A 14,900-nucleotide genomic window follows, 5' to 3' on the forward strand; every position below is an offset into this window, starting at 1 on the left:
TAGCGCTCTATTTTTCATCTTTGACGGTCGTTTTCCATTCGCCCTCATTTGTCCCGCGTCGATCCAGCTTGACGGTCCACTGGTCGGATTCTTCATCAAAAGAAAGCAGAGAAACAATCAGCACATCGGCCTTTTCTGGTTCTTTTTCAGATAATGCAGTAGAAAGAGCTTCAGAAGCTTTTAAATCTGCTCCCTGGACTTCACTCATTTCAAGTTCCTGGACTTTTTCAGCGGTGGCTTGTTCAGGGTAGGACTCAGCGATATCCCCGTCTACCCAGACCTCGACCTGTTTGCCGACCCATAGGCCTTCAGGGGCATTAGATACCCACATGGCCCGTCCTTCTTCGCCTGATCCATCATCCATCGGCGTGACAACCAGGATACTGTCCTCATCCTGCTCCATGACAAACCCGCTCATGACCGGATCGGAGGCTTCTGCTTCCACTTCATTCTGGTCTACTTCTTTTGTCTCTGAAAGCCCACATGCAGTAAGGGATAAAGAGAAAACTATGAACATACCAAGCATCCACCTTATTTTCATCATTCCCACACTCCTTATCTATTAATGTTGACGTTTGAACGGGAGGAAAAGTTTCACATGACAGAAACATCCAACTTTGTTATGATGAAAATCACCAAGCGAATAAGTTTATGAAACTACTAGGGGAGCCTGAATGGGCTGAGAGGAAAGCGAGCAAGCTTTCTGACTCTTACGAACCTGATCTGGTTAATGCCAGCGGAGGGAAGTAGTCAGACGATACGTGTATCGACTTACTGCATACCAGGCCAGGTCCTCTAAGGATCTGGCTTTTTTATATGGACCCATTCAGCTCCTGTACGGAAGGTGGTGAATAATGAGAAACACAAAATTAATCACAACGATGGCTGTGCTTGTTGCCATTGGTACGCTTGGGGCTCAATTTCTCTGGTTTCCGGCTGGAATAGCGAAAGCTTATCCTGTTCAGCATGCGGTTAATGTGATCGCGGCGGTGGTGCTTGGACCCGTCCCGGCGGTCATGATTGCTTTTGTCATCGGGCTCTTACGTTTGTTATTAGGTCTCGGCACCTTTCTTGCTTTTCCGGGCGGAATGTTTGGTGCATTGTTGGCAGGGCTTTGTTACCGAATGTATGAAAGAAAAAGGTCTGCGGTGATTGGTGAAGTTCTAGGCACTGGAGTCATCGGGGCTTTGGCAGCTGTACCGATTGCACACGTCTTAATGGGAAGTACAGCTGGTGTTTTCGCGTTTGTTCCTTCTTTTGTCGTAAGCAGTGTCTCGGGGGCTTTGATTGCTATCTTCATTTTATCACGAGTGAAAGTTGAAAACATGATCTTACAACCATAATACACGGAAACTGCTAGGGGCGCGAGTAATCGCTGAGATAAGGAGACATTCCTTGGTCCCTCAATACCTGATCCGGGTCATGCCGGCGGAGGGAAGTAGTAAGAATCCCCTTCTGTCCTCTAGTAGCTTCCAAGAATAATAGGAGGCTCTATCATGTCTTTTTCCAATCAATTAAGAAAAGAAAATCAGGATATCTATCAAAAAATCTTCTCCCATCCCTTTATCCAGGGCATCGGGAAAGGAGAGGTTCCAAAAGAAGCCTTGATTCACTATATTAAAGCTGATTATGAGTATCTGAATGCCTTTATGCATGTCTATGGAATCGCAATTTCCAAGTCTCCGGGCAGGGAAGACATTCAATTGTTTAATGAACAAATCGATTTTGTATTAAACAGTGAAGTTCACCCTCACAACAACTTTTGCGAACAGATTGGCGTTCCTTATGAAAAACTGCAAGGGTATCCATTGCCGCCGACCGCTGACCACTATATCAAACATATGCTTTTCCATGCCTATCAAGGAGGCATCGGAGAAATATTAGCAGCTTTGCTCCCGTGTCCTTGGACCTATTATGAAATCGGGGTGGAGCTGATGAACACCTATCATCCAGAACCTGATCATCCCTACCTCCCGTGGATTGAGTTTTATGCCAATACGGAAGTGAAGAGTCTGACGGCGGTGTTATGTGAACGGCTTGATCAGTGTGCTGAACAAGCGTCTGAACCGGAAGAGCACCGTATGAGGGCAGCCTTCCGAAAAAGTTGTCAGCTGGAATACGCCTTTTGGGATATGGCTTACACTCAAGAGCAATGGCCTTGTGAAAAGGAGGGTGTGAGATGACGAATGTATCATGTGCGTTGACGATCGCCGGAACAGATCCGAGCGGGGGTGCAGGTATTCAAGCAGACTTGAAAACGTTCCAGGAGCTGAAGAGTTATGGCATGAGTGTTGTGACCTCGGTTGTTGCTCAAAATACGACAGGTGTGAAGGATGTCCACCACCTCCCGGAAAATTTTATTATGAGTCAACTGAAAGCAATTTCTGAAGACATGCCTGTTCATGCACTGAAAACAGGAATGATTGCCAACAAGAAAATGATGAGAGTCATTAGTGAATGGTTGGATGAGGTGGATGCTCCTTACGTCATGGACCCTGTCATGGTTGCCCAGAGTGGCGACCCGTTGATTGAAAAAGAAGACCAGCGCTTTTTGAAAGAATATCTTGTACCAAAGACATCGCTCGTCACTCCCAACATTCCGGAAACGGAAGTGCTTGTTGGAGGGGAAATTGAAACAGAAGCAGATATGAAAGAAGCGGCCGAAGTAATTGTGAAAGAATTAGGTGCGGATGCGGCCCTTGTCAAAGGGGGCCATCTCAATGGAAGAGCGGTTGATTTTTTATATGATGGGGGGCGTGTCTATGAATTTGAATCCGAACGTATTGATTCTTCGAATACGCATGGCACAGGGTGTACGTATTCAGCAGCCATTACGGCTTACCTGAGCCAGGGACACGCGTTGCCACAAGCCGTTAAAGAAGCCAAATACTTTGTAACAGAAGCGATTCGCCACTCCTTCGACTTAGGAAAAGGAAGCGGACCGACCAATCATTTTTCTTTACGTGAGGAGGTTTTCAACAAATGGCTGTAAGTGTTATCGATAGAGTAAGAGAAAAACGTCCACTGATCCATCACATCACGAATGCGGTCGTCATGAATTTTACAGCGAATGGACTTCTTGCTTTCGGCGGATCACCGATTATGGCTAATGCTAAACAGGAGGTTGCAGATGTCACTCGATTGTCTCAGGGGCTTTTATTGAATATCGGGACGCTTCATAAAAATCAGGTGGAAGCAATGATTCTTGCAGGGAAAGCAGCGAATGAGATCGGTATTCCGGTCGTCTTCGATCCTGTCGGCGCCCCTGCAACCCGCTATCGTTCAGAGGTATGCCAGCGAATCTTACAGGAGGTGAAGCCGACCGTCATTAAAGGGAATGCCGGGGAACTCGCCCATCTCGTCGGTCAGGATGTGGAAACGAAAGGGGTAGACTCAACAGGGAAAGCTGACCCTGAATCCATCGTTCGTCTGGTATCAGAAAAATACCAAACTGGAGCCGTCTGTACAGGTGAAAGGGATGTCGGGTGCATGAGAGGAGAGGTTTTTGTCAACGAAACGGGTCACCCGCTTCTTGCTCAAATTACAGGCTCCGGCTGTTTGTTAGGTTCTTTGCTTGCAGCAGGCTTATCTGTAGAAGGTGAGCCTAAAGTAAAGATTTTGGAAACATTAAACCATTATGGCCGGGCGGCCGAACATGCCGCGGCTCACCCTGATGTGAAAGGACCAGGGACATTCATTCCGAGGTTTGTTGATGCTTTAGCTATGGGGGATGAAACATGAAAGCTTCTATTCTTAGAAAATACTTCGTTATGGGCAGTCAAAACTGTGACAAAGATCCATTGAGAATTTTGGATGAAGCGATCGAAGCTGGAATTACATGCTTTCAGTATAGAGAAAAAGGGGATGGCGCACGAACGGGAGAAGCGAAGTACAGTCTCGGCCATAAGTTGCGCCAGCGTTGTGCTGAAGCGGGCATTCTGTTTATCGTCAATGATGACGTTGAACTTTTTGACGTGCTTAAAGCTGATGGAATACACGTGGGGCAGAGTGATCGAAGTGTGAAAGAAATTCGTTCAAAATATCCTGATACAATCATAGGATTGTCGGTATCCGATCAGACAGAATTAGAACAGAGTCCTATCCATCTTGTCGACTATTTAGGTGTAGGTCCGATGTACAGGACAATGACGAAGAAAGACGCCAACCCTGTAGCAGGGCCTGAATGGGTGAAAGTCGTCAAAAAAGCGTTTCCTGACATGCCCGTAGTCGGGATTGGAGGCATTCATCCTGAAAATGCTGCTGAAGTGATGGAAGCGGGAGCAGACGGTGTCGCTGTCATTTCAGCCATTACACACGCCCCGGATATATCGGCCGTTGTACAAGCGATATGAAGTAAAAAGGAACTCATGCCGAAGCATGAGTTCCTTTTATGTTGGGGAGTAGGATGTTGAGTCCACTTACCCCCATACTTTTTTTAACCGAAGTTTTTGTTCATGCAACTATTAAACCTAAGACGTCTACCAATCAAATTCGTTCACAACCCATATACCAGCCCTATGGCTGAAGATAGGTAGGACCTAGTACCTGAAACGACTGACTTGTTCCTGAAGATTGCCAGCTTCTTGAGCTAATGTTTCACTCGCAGATGTAATCTCCTGGATGGATGCATTTTGCTGCTCTGTCGTAGCGGCCACGTGCTGGGATTGTTCCGAAGCCTGGACAGCGAAGTTCTTAACCGCTTCAAAAGACTCTACGAGACTTTGAATATGATGAGTCATCGATTGGATGGATCCTGTGATATCGTTCATCCCTCCAGACAGATCATGGACATCTGCCGTAATCGTTTTAAACGTCTGTTCAGCTTCTCCGACCACATTCACACCGGATTTGACAGCATCATCACTTTTATTCATAAACTGGACGGCTTCCTGGGTTTTTTGTTGGATATCATGTACCAGCTCCATGATGTGATTCGCCGATTGACTGGACTGCTCGGCCAGTTTCCTTACTTCTTCGGCTACTACAGCAAAACCCTTTCCGTGCTCACCTGCCCGAGCTGCTTCAATGGCCGCATTCAACGCGAGCAAGTTCGTCTGTTCAGAGATATCTGTAATCAGAGATACGATTTTTCCAATTTCATTGGATTTTTTCTCGAGAACCTGAATTGTACCACTTGTGGTATTGGTATGATCATTGATTTCATGCATTTGCTGTAGGGCAGTATGAATAAGCTTCTCTCCTGATCCGGATGTTTCTGCGGTCTGATTCGACTTCGCTGAGAGGTCGATCATTTGTGTGGAAATGGTTTGAATATTTGATGATATATCATGAATCCATTCGGAAGATTCATTAGCATTGTCCATCTGTTGATCAGATCCTGCCGCTACTTCTTGAATAGCTGTTGTTACTTGTTCTGCCGCAAGTGAATTTTCTTCCGCGTTGGCATTCAATTGTTGGGAAGCGGCTGCCACATGTTCTGAAGAAGCAGAAACAGACTGGATCAGCGCCTTCAGGTTGTTTTTCATTGTATTGAAATTTTCCACTAGCACTCCTATTTCGTCCTTATTCGATACTTGAAGGTCGGCTGCGGTGAAATCTCCTTCAGCAATCCTTGTAGAGTGGTCAGATAGCTGTTTGATCGGTTTTGTTAAACGATTGGAGAAGAACCATATGATGAAGGCACCTAAAATCAACGATACTCCAAGCGTGATTAATAATGTGTTTAAGATCTGACTGGCCCCGCTGTTGAAATCCATCATGTATGTGCCTGAGACGACAACCCAGCCCCAAGATGGCTCGTAAAGGGAGTAGGATACTTTAGGGGCAACGGAGTCAGGATCCCCTGGCAACGGCCATTCGAAATAGGTGAAACCGCCTCCGTTGGTTCCATTTTCGATAAGCTCCTGTGCGACCATGACTCCGTTTGAGTCTTGGGATTCCCATATATTTTCCCCTTCAAGGGAAGGATGGGCTAATTCGGTTCCCTTTTCATCCAACACGAAAAAGTAACCGTTTTCACCAAGGTCAATCGTTGAACTGATCGGACGAGTTCCATCTTCCTGCATGGGTCCGAGGAGTTGTTCTTTTACTGTTTCTTGTGCTTCTTCCAGGGAAAGGTTCCCTGCCTGAACCGATTGATTTGCGATTTCAATCATGTCCACCGCTTGTTCTACACTGTTTTTTAGATTTGTCTTTCCAAGTTCATCAAGACTTCCTTTACTGGACTGGTAGCCGATCAATCCAATAATTAATGACGGGATAGCCAAAAGCAACAATCCCATAATGAAGACCTTTGCCCGGATTGTCCGGTTCATTTTCCAAAAGCTTCTCATACTCCAAACCCCTTCTTCTGTGTCTTTTCTCTCTTTTCCTTAATATCGGAAGAAGGGGGGTGGATTTATATATGTGGCACAAAATTTGTAAATGTTTCGTGTGGAAAGTTTAAACCTTGCTTTGCAGTCTGTCCCCAGGGTGAAGAACAGGTATATCGATATGAACTGTATCTGGATACTTAATTCCTGCCCCTGTATTGAGTACGACCACTTCATCCTCTGCAGAAATCCAGTTTTCTACTCTTAACTTTCTGGCAGCAGCAAATGCTGCGGCTCCTTCTGGACAGACAAAGGCCCCTTCTTTTTGTGCGATTCTTTTTTGCTCTTCTAAAAGTTCCTGATCGCTGACGGATACAGCACATCCATTCGTCTCATATAGAGCCTCAAGAACGAGGAAATCCCCAATAGCTTTTGGTACATTGATGCCGAACGCAATCGTTTCAGAATCTTCCCAGAATGATGATTCCCTTCGCCCTTGCTGCCATGCTTCCACGATGGGAGCACAGCCTTCAGATTGGACAGCTACGAGCCTTGGCATCCGGTCTTCAGCAATCCAACCAAGCTCCTGCAATTCTCTCAAGGCTTTATGAATGCCGATTAATCCTACGCCGCCTCCTGTGGGGTAGAGGATGACATCTGGAACGTTCCAGCCTAATTGTTCGGCAATTTCCAGCCCCATTGTTTTCTTTCCTTCGATTCTGTATGGCTCTTTTAGTGTGGATACATCGTAGAGCCCGGATTTTTTTACAGCTTCCGCTACGATTTTACCAGCATCGCTGATGAGTCCGTCGACGAGAAAAAGGTTCGCCCCTGACAGCGCACATTCGTTACGAGTGATTTTCGGTGCGTCGATGGGCATGACGATGGTCGAATCTATAGATGCTCTGGAAGCATACAAAGACCAGGCAGCTCCGGCATTCCCATTCGTCGGCATAGCGAGTTCTTTCACTCCCAGTTCTTTCGCTTTCGATACGCCGACCGCAGCACCTCTTGCTTTGAATGATCCAGTGGGGATAATGCCTTCATCTTTCATATGCAGTGTACGGATATCCATGTCTGCTTGAAGAGTGGGGAGAGGGATCAACGGACTCATGCCTTCTCCTAAAGAAGTTTTGTATGTAGGGTCCTGGAGTGGTAAAAGTTCATGGTAACGCCAAAGGTCGGGGCTTCTCTCTTTCAGTTGCTCAGGAGTCCACGCCTCTTTCAGTGTGTCTAAATCATAGCTTACGAGTAAAGGAGATCCGCATGTACATAGATGCTGAGGTTCGTCTGCTTTATAGGTTTCCTCACATTTCGGGCAGTACAAATGAGATAAGTAACTGTATGTCATCATTATCCTCCTTCTATCCGGTTATTCGTATCTTAACATAAGAAGTTGATGGAAAGGTTTGTGACGACATTGTACTAAGGACATCCTCAAAACTTCATACACTTTTTACATTACAAGAAAAAATATCTTTGAATACAATGAATATACAGTAGTTGAAAAATTCAGAAAATAGCGCGGAGGGGATGAAATGGTTCTTCCTTTTGACATTTTAGAGTATCACCAGCGTTTGGAAAAGACGAAGAAACGTATGGCTGATCAAGGAATTGACGTGCTTTTGATTACAGACCCGGCAAACATGAATTACCTTTCTGGTTATGATGCCTGGTCTTTTTATGTACACCAAATGCTTGTGATTATTATTGATGAACCACAGCCGCTATGGATTGGCCGTTATCAGGATGCGAACGGTGCAAGGGTAACGACGTGGATCTACGATGAAAATGTCATTGCCTATCCGGACTACTATGTTCACTCAGATGTTTATCACCCAATGGATTTCATCTCGGATATTCTGCTTCAGATCGGTCAAGGGAAGAGGAAGATCGGGGTTGAGACGGATCATTACTACTTTACCGCCAAAGCTATGGAAAGGTTGAAAAGGGGCTTGCCGAACGCCACCTTCCAAGATGCTGACCTGCTTGTGAATGGTGTCCGGATCGTTAAGTCTGATCAGGAAATCGACTATATGAGACGGGCAGCGCAAATTGCGGACCTCGCGATGACCAAAGGGGTGGAAAGCATTTATCCAGGCGTCCGGGAATGTGATACTGCCGCTGAAATTTACTACCACATAGTCAGAGGGACTCCGGAGTTTGGTGGAGAATATCCAGCGATTGTACCACTGCTCCCGACGGGGGATCATACTTCTATACCTCACCTGACCTGGTCAGACCGGCCTTTTGTAAAAGGCAATGCTGTTATTGTTGAACTGGCCGGGTGTTATAAGCGCTACCATGTCCCTCTTGCCCGTACGGTTTCCATCGGGGAACCGAATGAAAAAATGAAACAAGTGGCTCCGGTCGTTTTGGAAGGTATTCAGAATGTCCTGGACTTTGCAAAGCCTGGGGTCACTTGTGGAGAACTGGAAGAAGTGTGGAGGAAGAGCATTAAAAAACATGGGTATGAAAAAGAAGCGCGCTTAGGTTATTCCGTTGGCCTCAATTATCCACCAGATTGGGGAGAGCATACAGCGAGCATTCGTAAAGGGGATTCGACTGTCCTGGAACGCAATATGACGTTCCATTTGATTCCGGCGCTATGGTTCGATACGGATGGAATTGAAATCAGTGAAACCTTTAGAGTTACGGAATCCGGCAGTGAACGGTTCACCACCTATCCCCAGGAGTTAATCATACGTGATCATATGGATTTGAGCGGTCAAATCAGCTGAAGGAGGGATGGGAAATTAGACTTTATGAACGGAAAGACATTGAAAAAGTCATTGGTCTCGACACAGATCTTATTAAAAAAATGGAAAAAGCCTTCACTTCATTAGTGGAGAAAGAAACAACGATGCCGCCGATCATGCGAGTGGATGTGCCGGATCATAACGGTGAAGTGGATATCAAGTCTGCCTACATCAAAGGTGAAGACAGTTTTGCTGTGAAGCTGTCTTCTGGATTTTTTAATAACCCGGCTATAGGCCTTCCGAGCGCAAACGGGCTTATGATCCTTATTAATAGCCTTACAGGGGAGCCGCTCGCGGTGTTGGCCGATGAAGGGCGGCTGACAGATTTGAGAACAGCAGCTGCGGGAGCTGTGGCAGCAAAATATGGAAGCAGGGAAAACAGCCGGATTGCAGGCATCCTTGGTACCGGGTCTCAAGCACGTCTTCAGCTTCAAGCACTTACGTTGGTTCGTCCTATTGAGAAGGTGTTCGTTTATGGGAGAAAACGCGAGAAAGCTTTGGAGTATAAACAAGAGATGGAGCAGGATCTGGGGCTTCAGCTTACCGTTTGTGATTCCGTACAACAAGTCGTAGGACAAAGCGATCTCGTTGTAACGACGACACCATCCAAGGAACCGTTCATCTATGGAGATTGGATGAGACCGGGACTTCACATCACAGCTATGGGGTCAGACGCAGAGCATAAGCAGGAATTGGACGCCTCTGTTATGGAGAAAGCGGATGTCATCGTCTGTGATGTAAAAGCTCAGTCCGTCCGTTTGGGAGAGTTACGTTCGTCACCGAAGGAGCAGGACCGTGCGATAGAACTTGGGGAAGTGACGAGTGGTAGGCAGTTGTTCCGACAATCAGATAAAGAGATTACGATCTGTGATTTAACAGGAACGGGCGTGCAGGATACAGCCATTGCAAGACATGTGTACCATCGACTATTAGCTAGGGAGGGCGTTACGGATGAAAGACGCGAAGTTTAGCACAAAATCAATTTGGGCCGGTGAGAAAGAGCAGCTTGCTTTCGGAGCGACACAAGTGCCTGTTGTACACAGTGTTTCCTTTGGTTATGACGACATGGATGAATGGTATGAAGTAGCGGTCGGCAATAAGCCCGGACACATTTATGGAAGGAATACAAACCCGACTGTTCAGGCTTTCGAAGAAAAAATCCGCATTTTAGAAAATGCAGAAGCGGCTACAAGCTTTTCCACAGGGATGGCAGCGATTAGTAATACGCTTGGCACACTGCTTTTCCCTGGGGATCGTGTGGTATCCATCAAAGATACGTACGGAGGAACGAATAAAATTTTCACAGAATTCCTCCCAAAACAGCAAGTGGAAGTCGTACTGTGTGAAACAGGAGATCATGAGGCACTGGAAGCAGAAGTGGCTAAAGGGTGCAAGGTGCTCTATTTAGAAAGCCCGACGAATCCGACGGTGAAAATTACCGATATCAAGCGGATGGCTGCAGCAGGCAAGGCTGTAGGAGCAACCGTTGTTGTAGACAATACCTTTGCTACACCTGTGAATCAAAACCCTCTTGATCTTGGAGCAGACCTTGTCATCCATAGTGCGACGAAGTTTTTAGGCGGTCATGCCGATGCTTTAGGTGGGGCCGTATGCGGCAGGAAGAGCTTAGTCGAAGCGATTTATCACTACAGGGAAATTAACGGAGCCACCCTCGACCCAATGGCGGCTTATTTGCTTTTGAGAGGCATGAAGACACTGAAACTTCGAGTGGAGCAGCAAAATAAAAATGCCGCAGCAATTGCGGAACATTTAAAAACTTTCGACCTGGTTGAAGACGTTTTTTATCCCGGCCTCGCTTCTCACCCGAACCATGTGATTGCAGAACAACAAATGAAAGGGTTTGGCGGGATGCTCAGCTTTGCTGTGAAAGGCGGGGTAGCCACTGTTCGGGATCTGTTACCTAAGCTGCAATTCGCCAACCGTGCTGCTAACCTAGGCTCAGTAGAAACCGTTGTTGGACCTTCGAGAACGACAAGTCATGTGGAATGCACCCCTGCAGAGCGTGCAGCTATGGGTATTCCAGAAGGTTTGATTCGTTACTCTGCTGGCATTGAAGATATTGAAGACTTGAAAAATGACCTTTCACAGGCTTTCCAATCGTTACACACTTATGTGAAGAAATGAGGAGGGAAGGATGTGAAGACCGAAAAGTCAGACCTCGTCTTTCGTTCAAACCAACTTGTGAATCGTTTAGTGAAGTGGCGGAGGGACTTCCACCGCTTTCCTGAACTCAGCTTTCAGGAAAAGCGAACGAGTGAAAAGGTGGGAGAAATATTAGAAAGCTTTCACGTGTTTGAAGTCGAAAAGAATGTAGGAGGCTATGGGATCGTCGCTACTGTAAGCCATGGAGAGGGGCCTGTCATCGGGATTCGTGCGGATATGGACGCCTTACCCATCATGGAAACGACGGACGTTCCCTGGGCTTCACAATATCCAGGGGTGATGCATGCATGTGGGCATGATGCGCATATGGCGATTTTGCTCGGCATCGCACAGCTGTTGGCAGAAGATACAAAGGCCGGACGTTTTCAAGGAACGATCCAACTGATTTTTCAGCCTGCAGAAGAAAGTTGTGATGCAAAAGGGAAAACAGGTGCGATGAAAATGTTGGAATCTGGAAAACTTCATCACCTGGATGCCATTTTATCCCTGCACATGTGCCCTTGGAGAAAGTCCGGTGAAATTCAATGGAATGATGGACCGAGCATGGCAAACAATGACGAATTTCATCTGAGTATTCAAGGAAGCGGCGGCCATGCAGGGTATCCACAGCATGTGAAAGACCCGATATGGATGGCGACTTATGTGTTGCAGGCGTTATACAGTCTGAATGGTCGAAAGATAGATCCACAAGATGTAGGGACGATCAGCGTCGGACAGGTGCACGGGGGTGACGCCAACAACGTCATCCCAGGCATGGTAGAAATTAAAGGCACTGTGAGATCTTATAAAGATGATGTCCGAGAAACGTTGTGCAAGGAAATTCATCAGGCAGCCAATCTCATTAAAGCGCTCGGAGGAGAATATTCTCTTCATATCCATCGCGGGGAACCTTCTTTAATCAACGATTCAAGAATCAACCAGATCATTAAGGAAGCGGCATCCGGCCTGAAAATGTATGAAGAGCCCTTTGGTATGGGAAGTGAAGACTTCAGTCATTTCACTAGAAAAATACCAGGAGCGATGTTTTTCCTTGGTTGCGGTCTGGAGCATGAACGGAGTCTCCATCAATCAGATTTTGATATTGATGAACATTCATTGCCGATTGGTGTGAGAGTGCTTTTGGAGAGTGCTTATTTAATACTTGAGCAGGGAGGAGTCCATTCAAGATGAAAATAGCCATGATCGGATTTGGAGGCGTAGGCCAGGCATTTGCGGAAATTGTGGAGGAAAAACATCGGGAACTACAGCAAAGTTACGGACTCGATGTGGAAATCGTAGCTATATCCGATGTGATGAAAGGCTCCATTTTCGAACCGGATGGGTTAAATATTTCGAAGGTCCTGGAGTGTGTAAAACGAACGGGGTCTGTAGAATCCTATCCGTCATCCAGTCAGACGATTAAAGGATGGAACAGTGTAGAAACGATAGAGAAATCACAGGCGGATATTATCATAGAAGTAACCTACACCGATGTCAAAACCGGTGAGCCTGCGCTCACTCACTGCCATCGTGCTTTTGAGACAGGAAAAAGCGTCATAACAACAAACAAAGGGCCGGTTGCTCTTGCCTATCAAGAATTAACTGAAAAGGCGAATCAACATGACGTGTTCTTCGGTTTCGAAGGAACAGTCATGAGTGGTACGCCGGCGCTGAGGCTTCCGCTGGAAACATTAGCTGGCAATGAAATTAAAGAAATCAGAGGGATATTGAATGGCACGACCAATTATATTCTTACCGCTATGGAAAGTGGAATGACATTGAAGCAAGCGTTAGAAAAAGCCCAAGCCCTCGGTTATGCAGAGGCGGATCCTACGAGTGATCTTGAAGCTTACGATGTCAGGTATAAAGCAGCTATATTATCGAACCATGTGTATGGAGTTCATCTCGACCCGGATGAAATTTTCTGTACCGGGATTACTAGCTTATCAGTAGAAGATATCCAGGAAGCGGAACAGGCCGGCGAAAAATGGAAGCTGCTCGCACGTATTTCTCAAAACAACGGAACAGTGAAGGCAACTGTACAACCGGAGCGTATAAAAAAGGATGATCTATTAGCTCGTGTCAGTGGTGCAACCAATGCGATCGTCTATGAATGTGATCTGTCTGGTCCGATCATGCTAACAGGCGCAGGGGCAGGGTTAAAGGAAACGGGGTTTTCCTTGTTGATCGACCTGATTCATTGCCATAAACAGAAGCTGGAAATCATAATTGGAGGAGGGAGTCACGCATGACGACGAAGGTGAAGAGTTATAAAATGCTTATCGGGGGAGAATGGCGGGAAGGATCAGATAGTTTTGATGTAAGCAACCCTCAGAATAATGAAGTGCTGGCCACTGTTCCCTCTGCCACGAAGGAGGATATGATCGAAGCTATCGAAACCGCTGATCGCACTTTTCGAATGAGAGATCCCATTCCTACACATGAACGGATTCGCATACTAAGCAAAGCTTCTGAATATATGGAGAGAGATCACGAAGCGTTCGCTGCCATCATTGCAAGTGAAGGCAGTAAAACGATTACCGAAGCTCGTTCAGAGGTATCCCGGGCCATTCAAACCATCCGGATCAGCGCAGAGGAAGCGAGAAGGTTGAAAGGGGAGACCATTAACTTCGATCAAAATCCGGGCAGCGAAAATAGAGTCGGGTATTATCAACGTTTTCCTATGGGAGTCGTAGGAGCCATCACTCCTTTTAATGACCCGCTCAATTTAGTTGCACATAAAATAGGGCCGGCTTTTGCTTCAGGGAATGCGATTGTCCTCAAACCTGCATCAGCCACACCTCTAAGTGCATTGAAATTAGCAGAGGTCTTCGAAGAAGCTGGACTTCCTGAAGGGTATCTTTCTATTGTTACTGGGTCAGGAAAGGAACTTGGCGATATACTCGTGACACACCCGGCTATCAAAATGATTTCCTTTACGGGGGGATCAAATGCCGGAGAAGCCATTACAAGCAAAGCAGGAACGAAAAAAACCAGCATGGAACTAGGATCAAACTCGCCGGTCATTGTCCTTAATGATGCTGACCTTTCAAAGGCTGTTCATGCTTGTTGCTCCGGTGCTTTTTCAGCGGCAGGACAAAATTGTATCGGTGTTCAAAGGATCTTTGTAGCTGGAGAACTCTACCCAGCTTTCATAGATGGATTGGTGGAAGCTGCCGAAGCACTGAAGGTCGGTAATAAAATGGATGAAAGAACAGATGTAGGACCGATGATTAATGAAAAAGAAGCGGTCCGTGTGTCCCAATGGGTCGATGAAGCGTTAGGGATGGGAGCACAATTAGAAACAGGTGGGGTGCGTGACGGCGCATACTACTCTCCTACCATTCTGACCCATGTGCCTTCAGATGCGAAAGTCATGGCAGAAGAAATCTTTGGACCTGTAGTTATTGTCAACCCTGTCGCTGATTTAGATGAAGCCATTGAAAAATCCAACGCCGTTAATTATGGACTGCACGCAGGAATCTTTACAAACGATATCAACCAAGCCTTTAAAGCCATAAGGAAAATGGATGTAGGTGGAATCATGATTAATGACAGCAGCGATTATCGAATTGATGAAATGCCGTTCGGAGGTACGAAAGGATCCGGCATCGGTCGTGAAGGTGTCCGTTTTAGCATAGAGTCCATGACGGAACAAAAAGTCGTTTGTTTCCAACTTGATGATTAGGAAAACCGCCTGGTCCGT

At 46.3% G+C, this 14,900-nt stretch carries 14 protein-coding genes and 2 riboswitches; of the genes, 11 read left to right on the forward strand and 3 right to left on the reverse strand.

Features of this window, described 5'->3' with window-relative positions:
- Positions 1–7 precede the first annotated feature (7 nt).
- Positions 8–541 (reverse strand): DUF3221 domain-containing protein, encoded by a 534-nt coding sequence (locus ACQ4XT_RS06475; RefSeq protein WP_446852951.1) that lies wholly within the window; start codon positions 539–541, stop codon positions 8–10.
- Positions 542–652: 111 nt separating this feature from the next.
- Positions 653–762: riboswitch (TPP riboswitch) on the forward strand.
- Between the two features lie 92 nt (positions 763–854).
- Here ACQ4XT_RS06475 and thiW point away from each other — a divergent pair.
- From thiW to thiE, 5 genes are all read left to right on the forward strand, one after another.
- Positions 855–1,343 (forward strand): energy coupling factor transporter S component ThiW, encoded by a 489-nt coding sequence (gene thiW / locus ACQ4XT_RS06480; RefSeq protein WP_446852952.1) that lies wholly within the window; start codon positions 855–857, stop codon positions 1,341–1,343.
- Between the two features lie 5 nt (positions 1,344–1,348).
- Positions 1,349–1,454: riboswitch (TPP riboswitch) on the forward strand.
- 42 nt (positions 1,455–1,496) lie between these two features.
- Positions 1,497–2,183, forward strand: a complete 687-nt coding sequence (gene tenA, locus ACQ4XT_RS06485) for a thiaminase II (RefSeq protein WP_446852953.1) — start codon at positions 1,497–1,499, stop codon at positions 2,181–2,183.
- Entirely contained in the window at positions 2,180–2,992 is an 813-nt protein-coding gene (gene thiD / locus ACQ4XT_RS06490) for a bifunctional hydroxymethylpyrimidine kinase/phosphomethylpyrimidine kinase (protein ID WP_446852954.1), read from the forward strand. The genes tenA and thiD overlap by 4 nt, the downstream gene beginning before the upstream one ends.
- Positions 2,983–3,741: a hydroxyethylthiazole kinase gene (thiM, locus tag ACQ4XT_RS06495; RefSeq protein WP_446852955.1), complete on the forward strand. Its 759-nt coding sequence runs from the start codon at positions 2,983–2,985 to the stop codon at positions 3,739–3,741. The genes thiD and thiM overlap by 10 nt, the downstream gene beginning before the upstream one ends.
- Entirely contained in the window at positions 3,738–4,352 is a 615-nt protein-coding gene (thiE, locus tag ACQ4XT_RS06500; protein ID WP_446852956.1) for a thiamine phosphate synthase, read from the forward strand. The genes thiM and thiE overlap by 4 nt, the downstream gene beginning before the upstream one ends.
- Positions 4,353–4,538: 186 nt before the next feature.
- On the opposite strand, the gene ACQ4XT_RS06505 is transcribed toward thiE, so the two are convergent.
- Positions 4,539–6,293, reverse strand: a complete 1,755-nt coding sequence (locus ACQ4XT_RS06505; RefSeq protein ID WP_446852957.1) for a methyl-accepting chemotaxis protein — start codon at positions 6,291–6,293, stop codon at positions 4,539–4,541.
- 109 nt (positions 6,294–6,402) lie between these two features.
- The gene (locus tag ACQ4XT_RS06510) at positions 6,403–7,623 is read right to left on the reverse strand and encodes a threonine synthase (RefSeq protein WP_446852958.1); all 1,221 of its coding nucleotides are present in this window, start codon (positions 7,621–7,623) and stop codon (positions 6,403–6,405) included.
- A 187-nt stretch (positions 7,624–7,810) separates the two neighbouring features.
- On the opposite strand from ACQ4XT_RS06510, the gene ACQ4XT_RS06515 reads away from it, so the two are divergent.
- Genes ACQ4XT_RS06515 through ACQ4XT_RS06540 form a run of 6 tightly spaced genes read left to right on the forward strand, consistent with a single transcriptional unit; the run spans position 7,811 to position 14,882 of the window.
- On the forward strand, positions 7,811–9,013 hold the full coding sequence (locus ACQ4XT_RS06515) for a M24 family metallopeptidase (protein ID WP_446852959.1): 1,203 nt from the start codon (positions 7,811–7,813) through the stop codon (positions 9,011–9,013).
- A 14-nt stretch (positions 9,014–9,027) separates the two neighbouring features.
- Complete coding sequence (locus ACQ4XT_RS06520; protein WP_446855608.1) at positions 9,028–10,002, forward strand: cyclodeaminase; 975 nt, start codon at positions 9,028–9,030, stop codon at positions 10,000–10,002.
- Complete coding sequence (locus ACQ4XT_RS06525; RefSeq protein ID WP_446852960.1) at positions 9,983–11,176, forward strand: cystathionine gamma-synthase family protein; 1,194 nt, start codon at positions 9,983–9,985, stop codon at positions 11,174–11,176. The genes ACQ4XT_RS06520 and ACQ4XT_RS06525 overlap by 20 nt, the downstream gene beginning before the upstream one ends.
- A gap of 12 nt (positions 11,177–11,188) precedes the next feature.
- The gene (locus tag ACQ4XT_RS06530; protein ID WP_446852961.1) at positions 11,189–12,385 is read left to right on the forward strand and encodes a M20 metallopeptidase family protein; all 1,197 of its coding nucleotides are present in this window, start codon (positions 11,189–11,191) and stop codon (positions 12,383–12,385) included.
- Positions 12,382–13,446, forward strand: a complete 1,065-nt coding sequence (locus tag ACQ4XT_RS06535; protein WP_446852962.1) for a homoserine dehydrogenase — start codon at positions 12,382–12,384, stop codon at positions 13,444–13,446. The genes ACQ4XT_RS06530 and ACQ4XT_RS06535 overlap by 4 nt, the downstream gene beginning before the upstream one ends.
- Positions 13,443–14,882 carry an aldehyde dehydrogenase family protein gene (locus ACQ4XT_RS06540; RefSeq protein WP_446852963.1) on the forward strand — a complete coding sequence of 480 codons (1,440 nt, stop codon included), beginning with the start codon at positions 13,443–13,445 and terminating at the stop codon, positions 14,880–14,882. Before ACQ4XT_RS06535 ends, ACQ4XT_RS06540 begins: the two co-directional genes overlap by 4 nt.
- The last annotated feature ends 18 nt before the right edge of the window (positions 14,883–14,900 follow it).

The organism is Halobacillus sp. 12SKB (assembly GCF_052941655.1).

Bases quoted from the DNA above. Each gene is read 5' to 3' on its own strand.
- ACQ4XT_RS06475 (WP_446852951.1), bottom strand. From the start codon at position 541: ATGAAAATAAGGTGGATGCTTGGTATGTTCATAGTTTTCTCTTTATCC.
- thiW (WP_446852952.1), top strand. From the start codon at position 855: ATGAGAAACACAAAATTAATCACAACGATGGCTGTGCTTGTTGCCATT.
- tenA (WP_446852953.1), top strand. From the start codon at position 1,497: ATGTCTTTTTCCAATCAATTAAGAAAAGAAAATCAGGATATCTATCAA.
- thiD (WP_446852954.1), top strand. From the start codon at position 2,180: ATGACGAATGTATCATGTGCGTTGACGATCGCCGGAACAGATCCGAGC.
- thiM (WP_446852955.1), top strand. From the start codon at position 2,983: ATGGCTGTAAGTGTTATCGATAGAGTAAGAGAAAAACGTCCACTGATC.
- thiE (WP_446852956.1), top strand. From the start codon at position 3,738: ATGAAAGCTTCTATTCTTAGAAAATACTTCGTTATGGGCAGTCAAAAC.
- ACQ4XT_RS06505 (WP_446852957.1), bottom strand. From the start codon at position 6,293: ATGAGAAGCTTTTGGAAAATGAACCGGACAATCCGGGCAAAGGTCTTC.
- ACQ4XT_RS06510 (WP_446852958.1), bottom strand. From the start codon at position 7,623: ATGACATACAGTTACTTATCTCATTTGTACTGCCCGAAATGTGAGGAA.
- ACQ4XT_RS06515 (WP_446852959.1), top strand. From the start codon at position 7,811: ATGGTTCTTCCTTTTGACATTTTAGAGTATCACCAGCGTTTGGAAAAG.
- ACQ4XT_RS06525 (WP_446852960.1), top strand. From the start codon at position 9,983: ATGAAAGACGCGAAGTTTAGCACAAAATCAATTTGGGCCGGTGAGAAA.
- ACQ4XT_RS06535 (WP_446852962.1), top strand. From the start codon at position 12,382: ATGAAAATAGCCATGATCGGATTTGGAGGCGTAGGCCAGGCATTTGCG.
- ACQ4XT_RS06540 (WP_446852963.1), top strand. From the start codon at position 13,443: ATGACGACGAAGGTGAAGAGTTATAAAATGCTTATCGGGGGAGAATGG.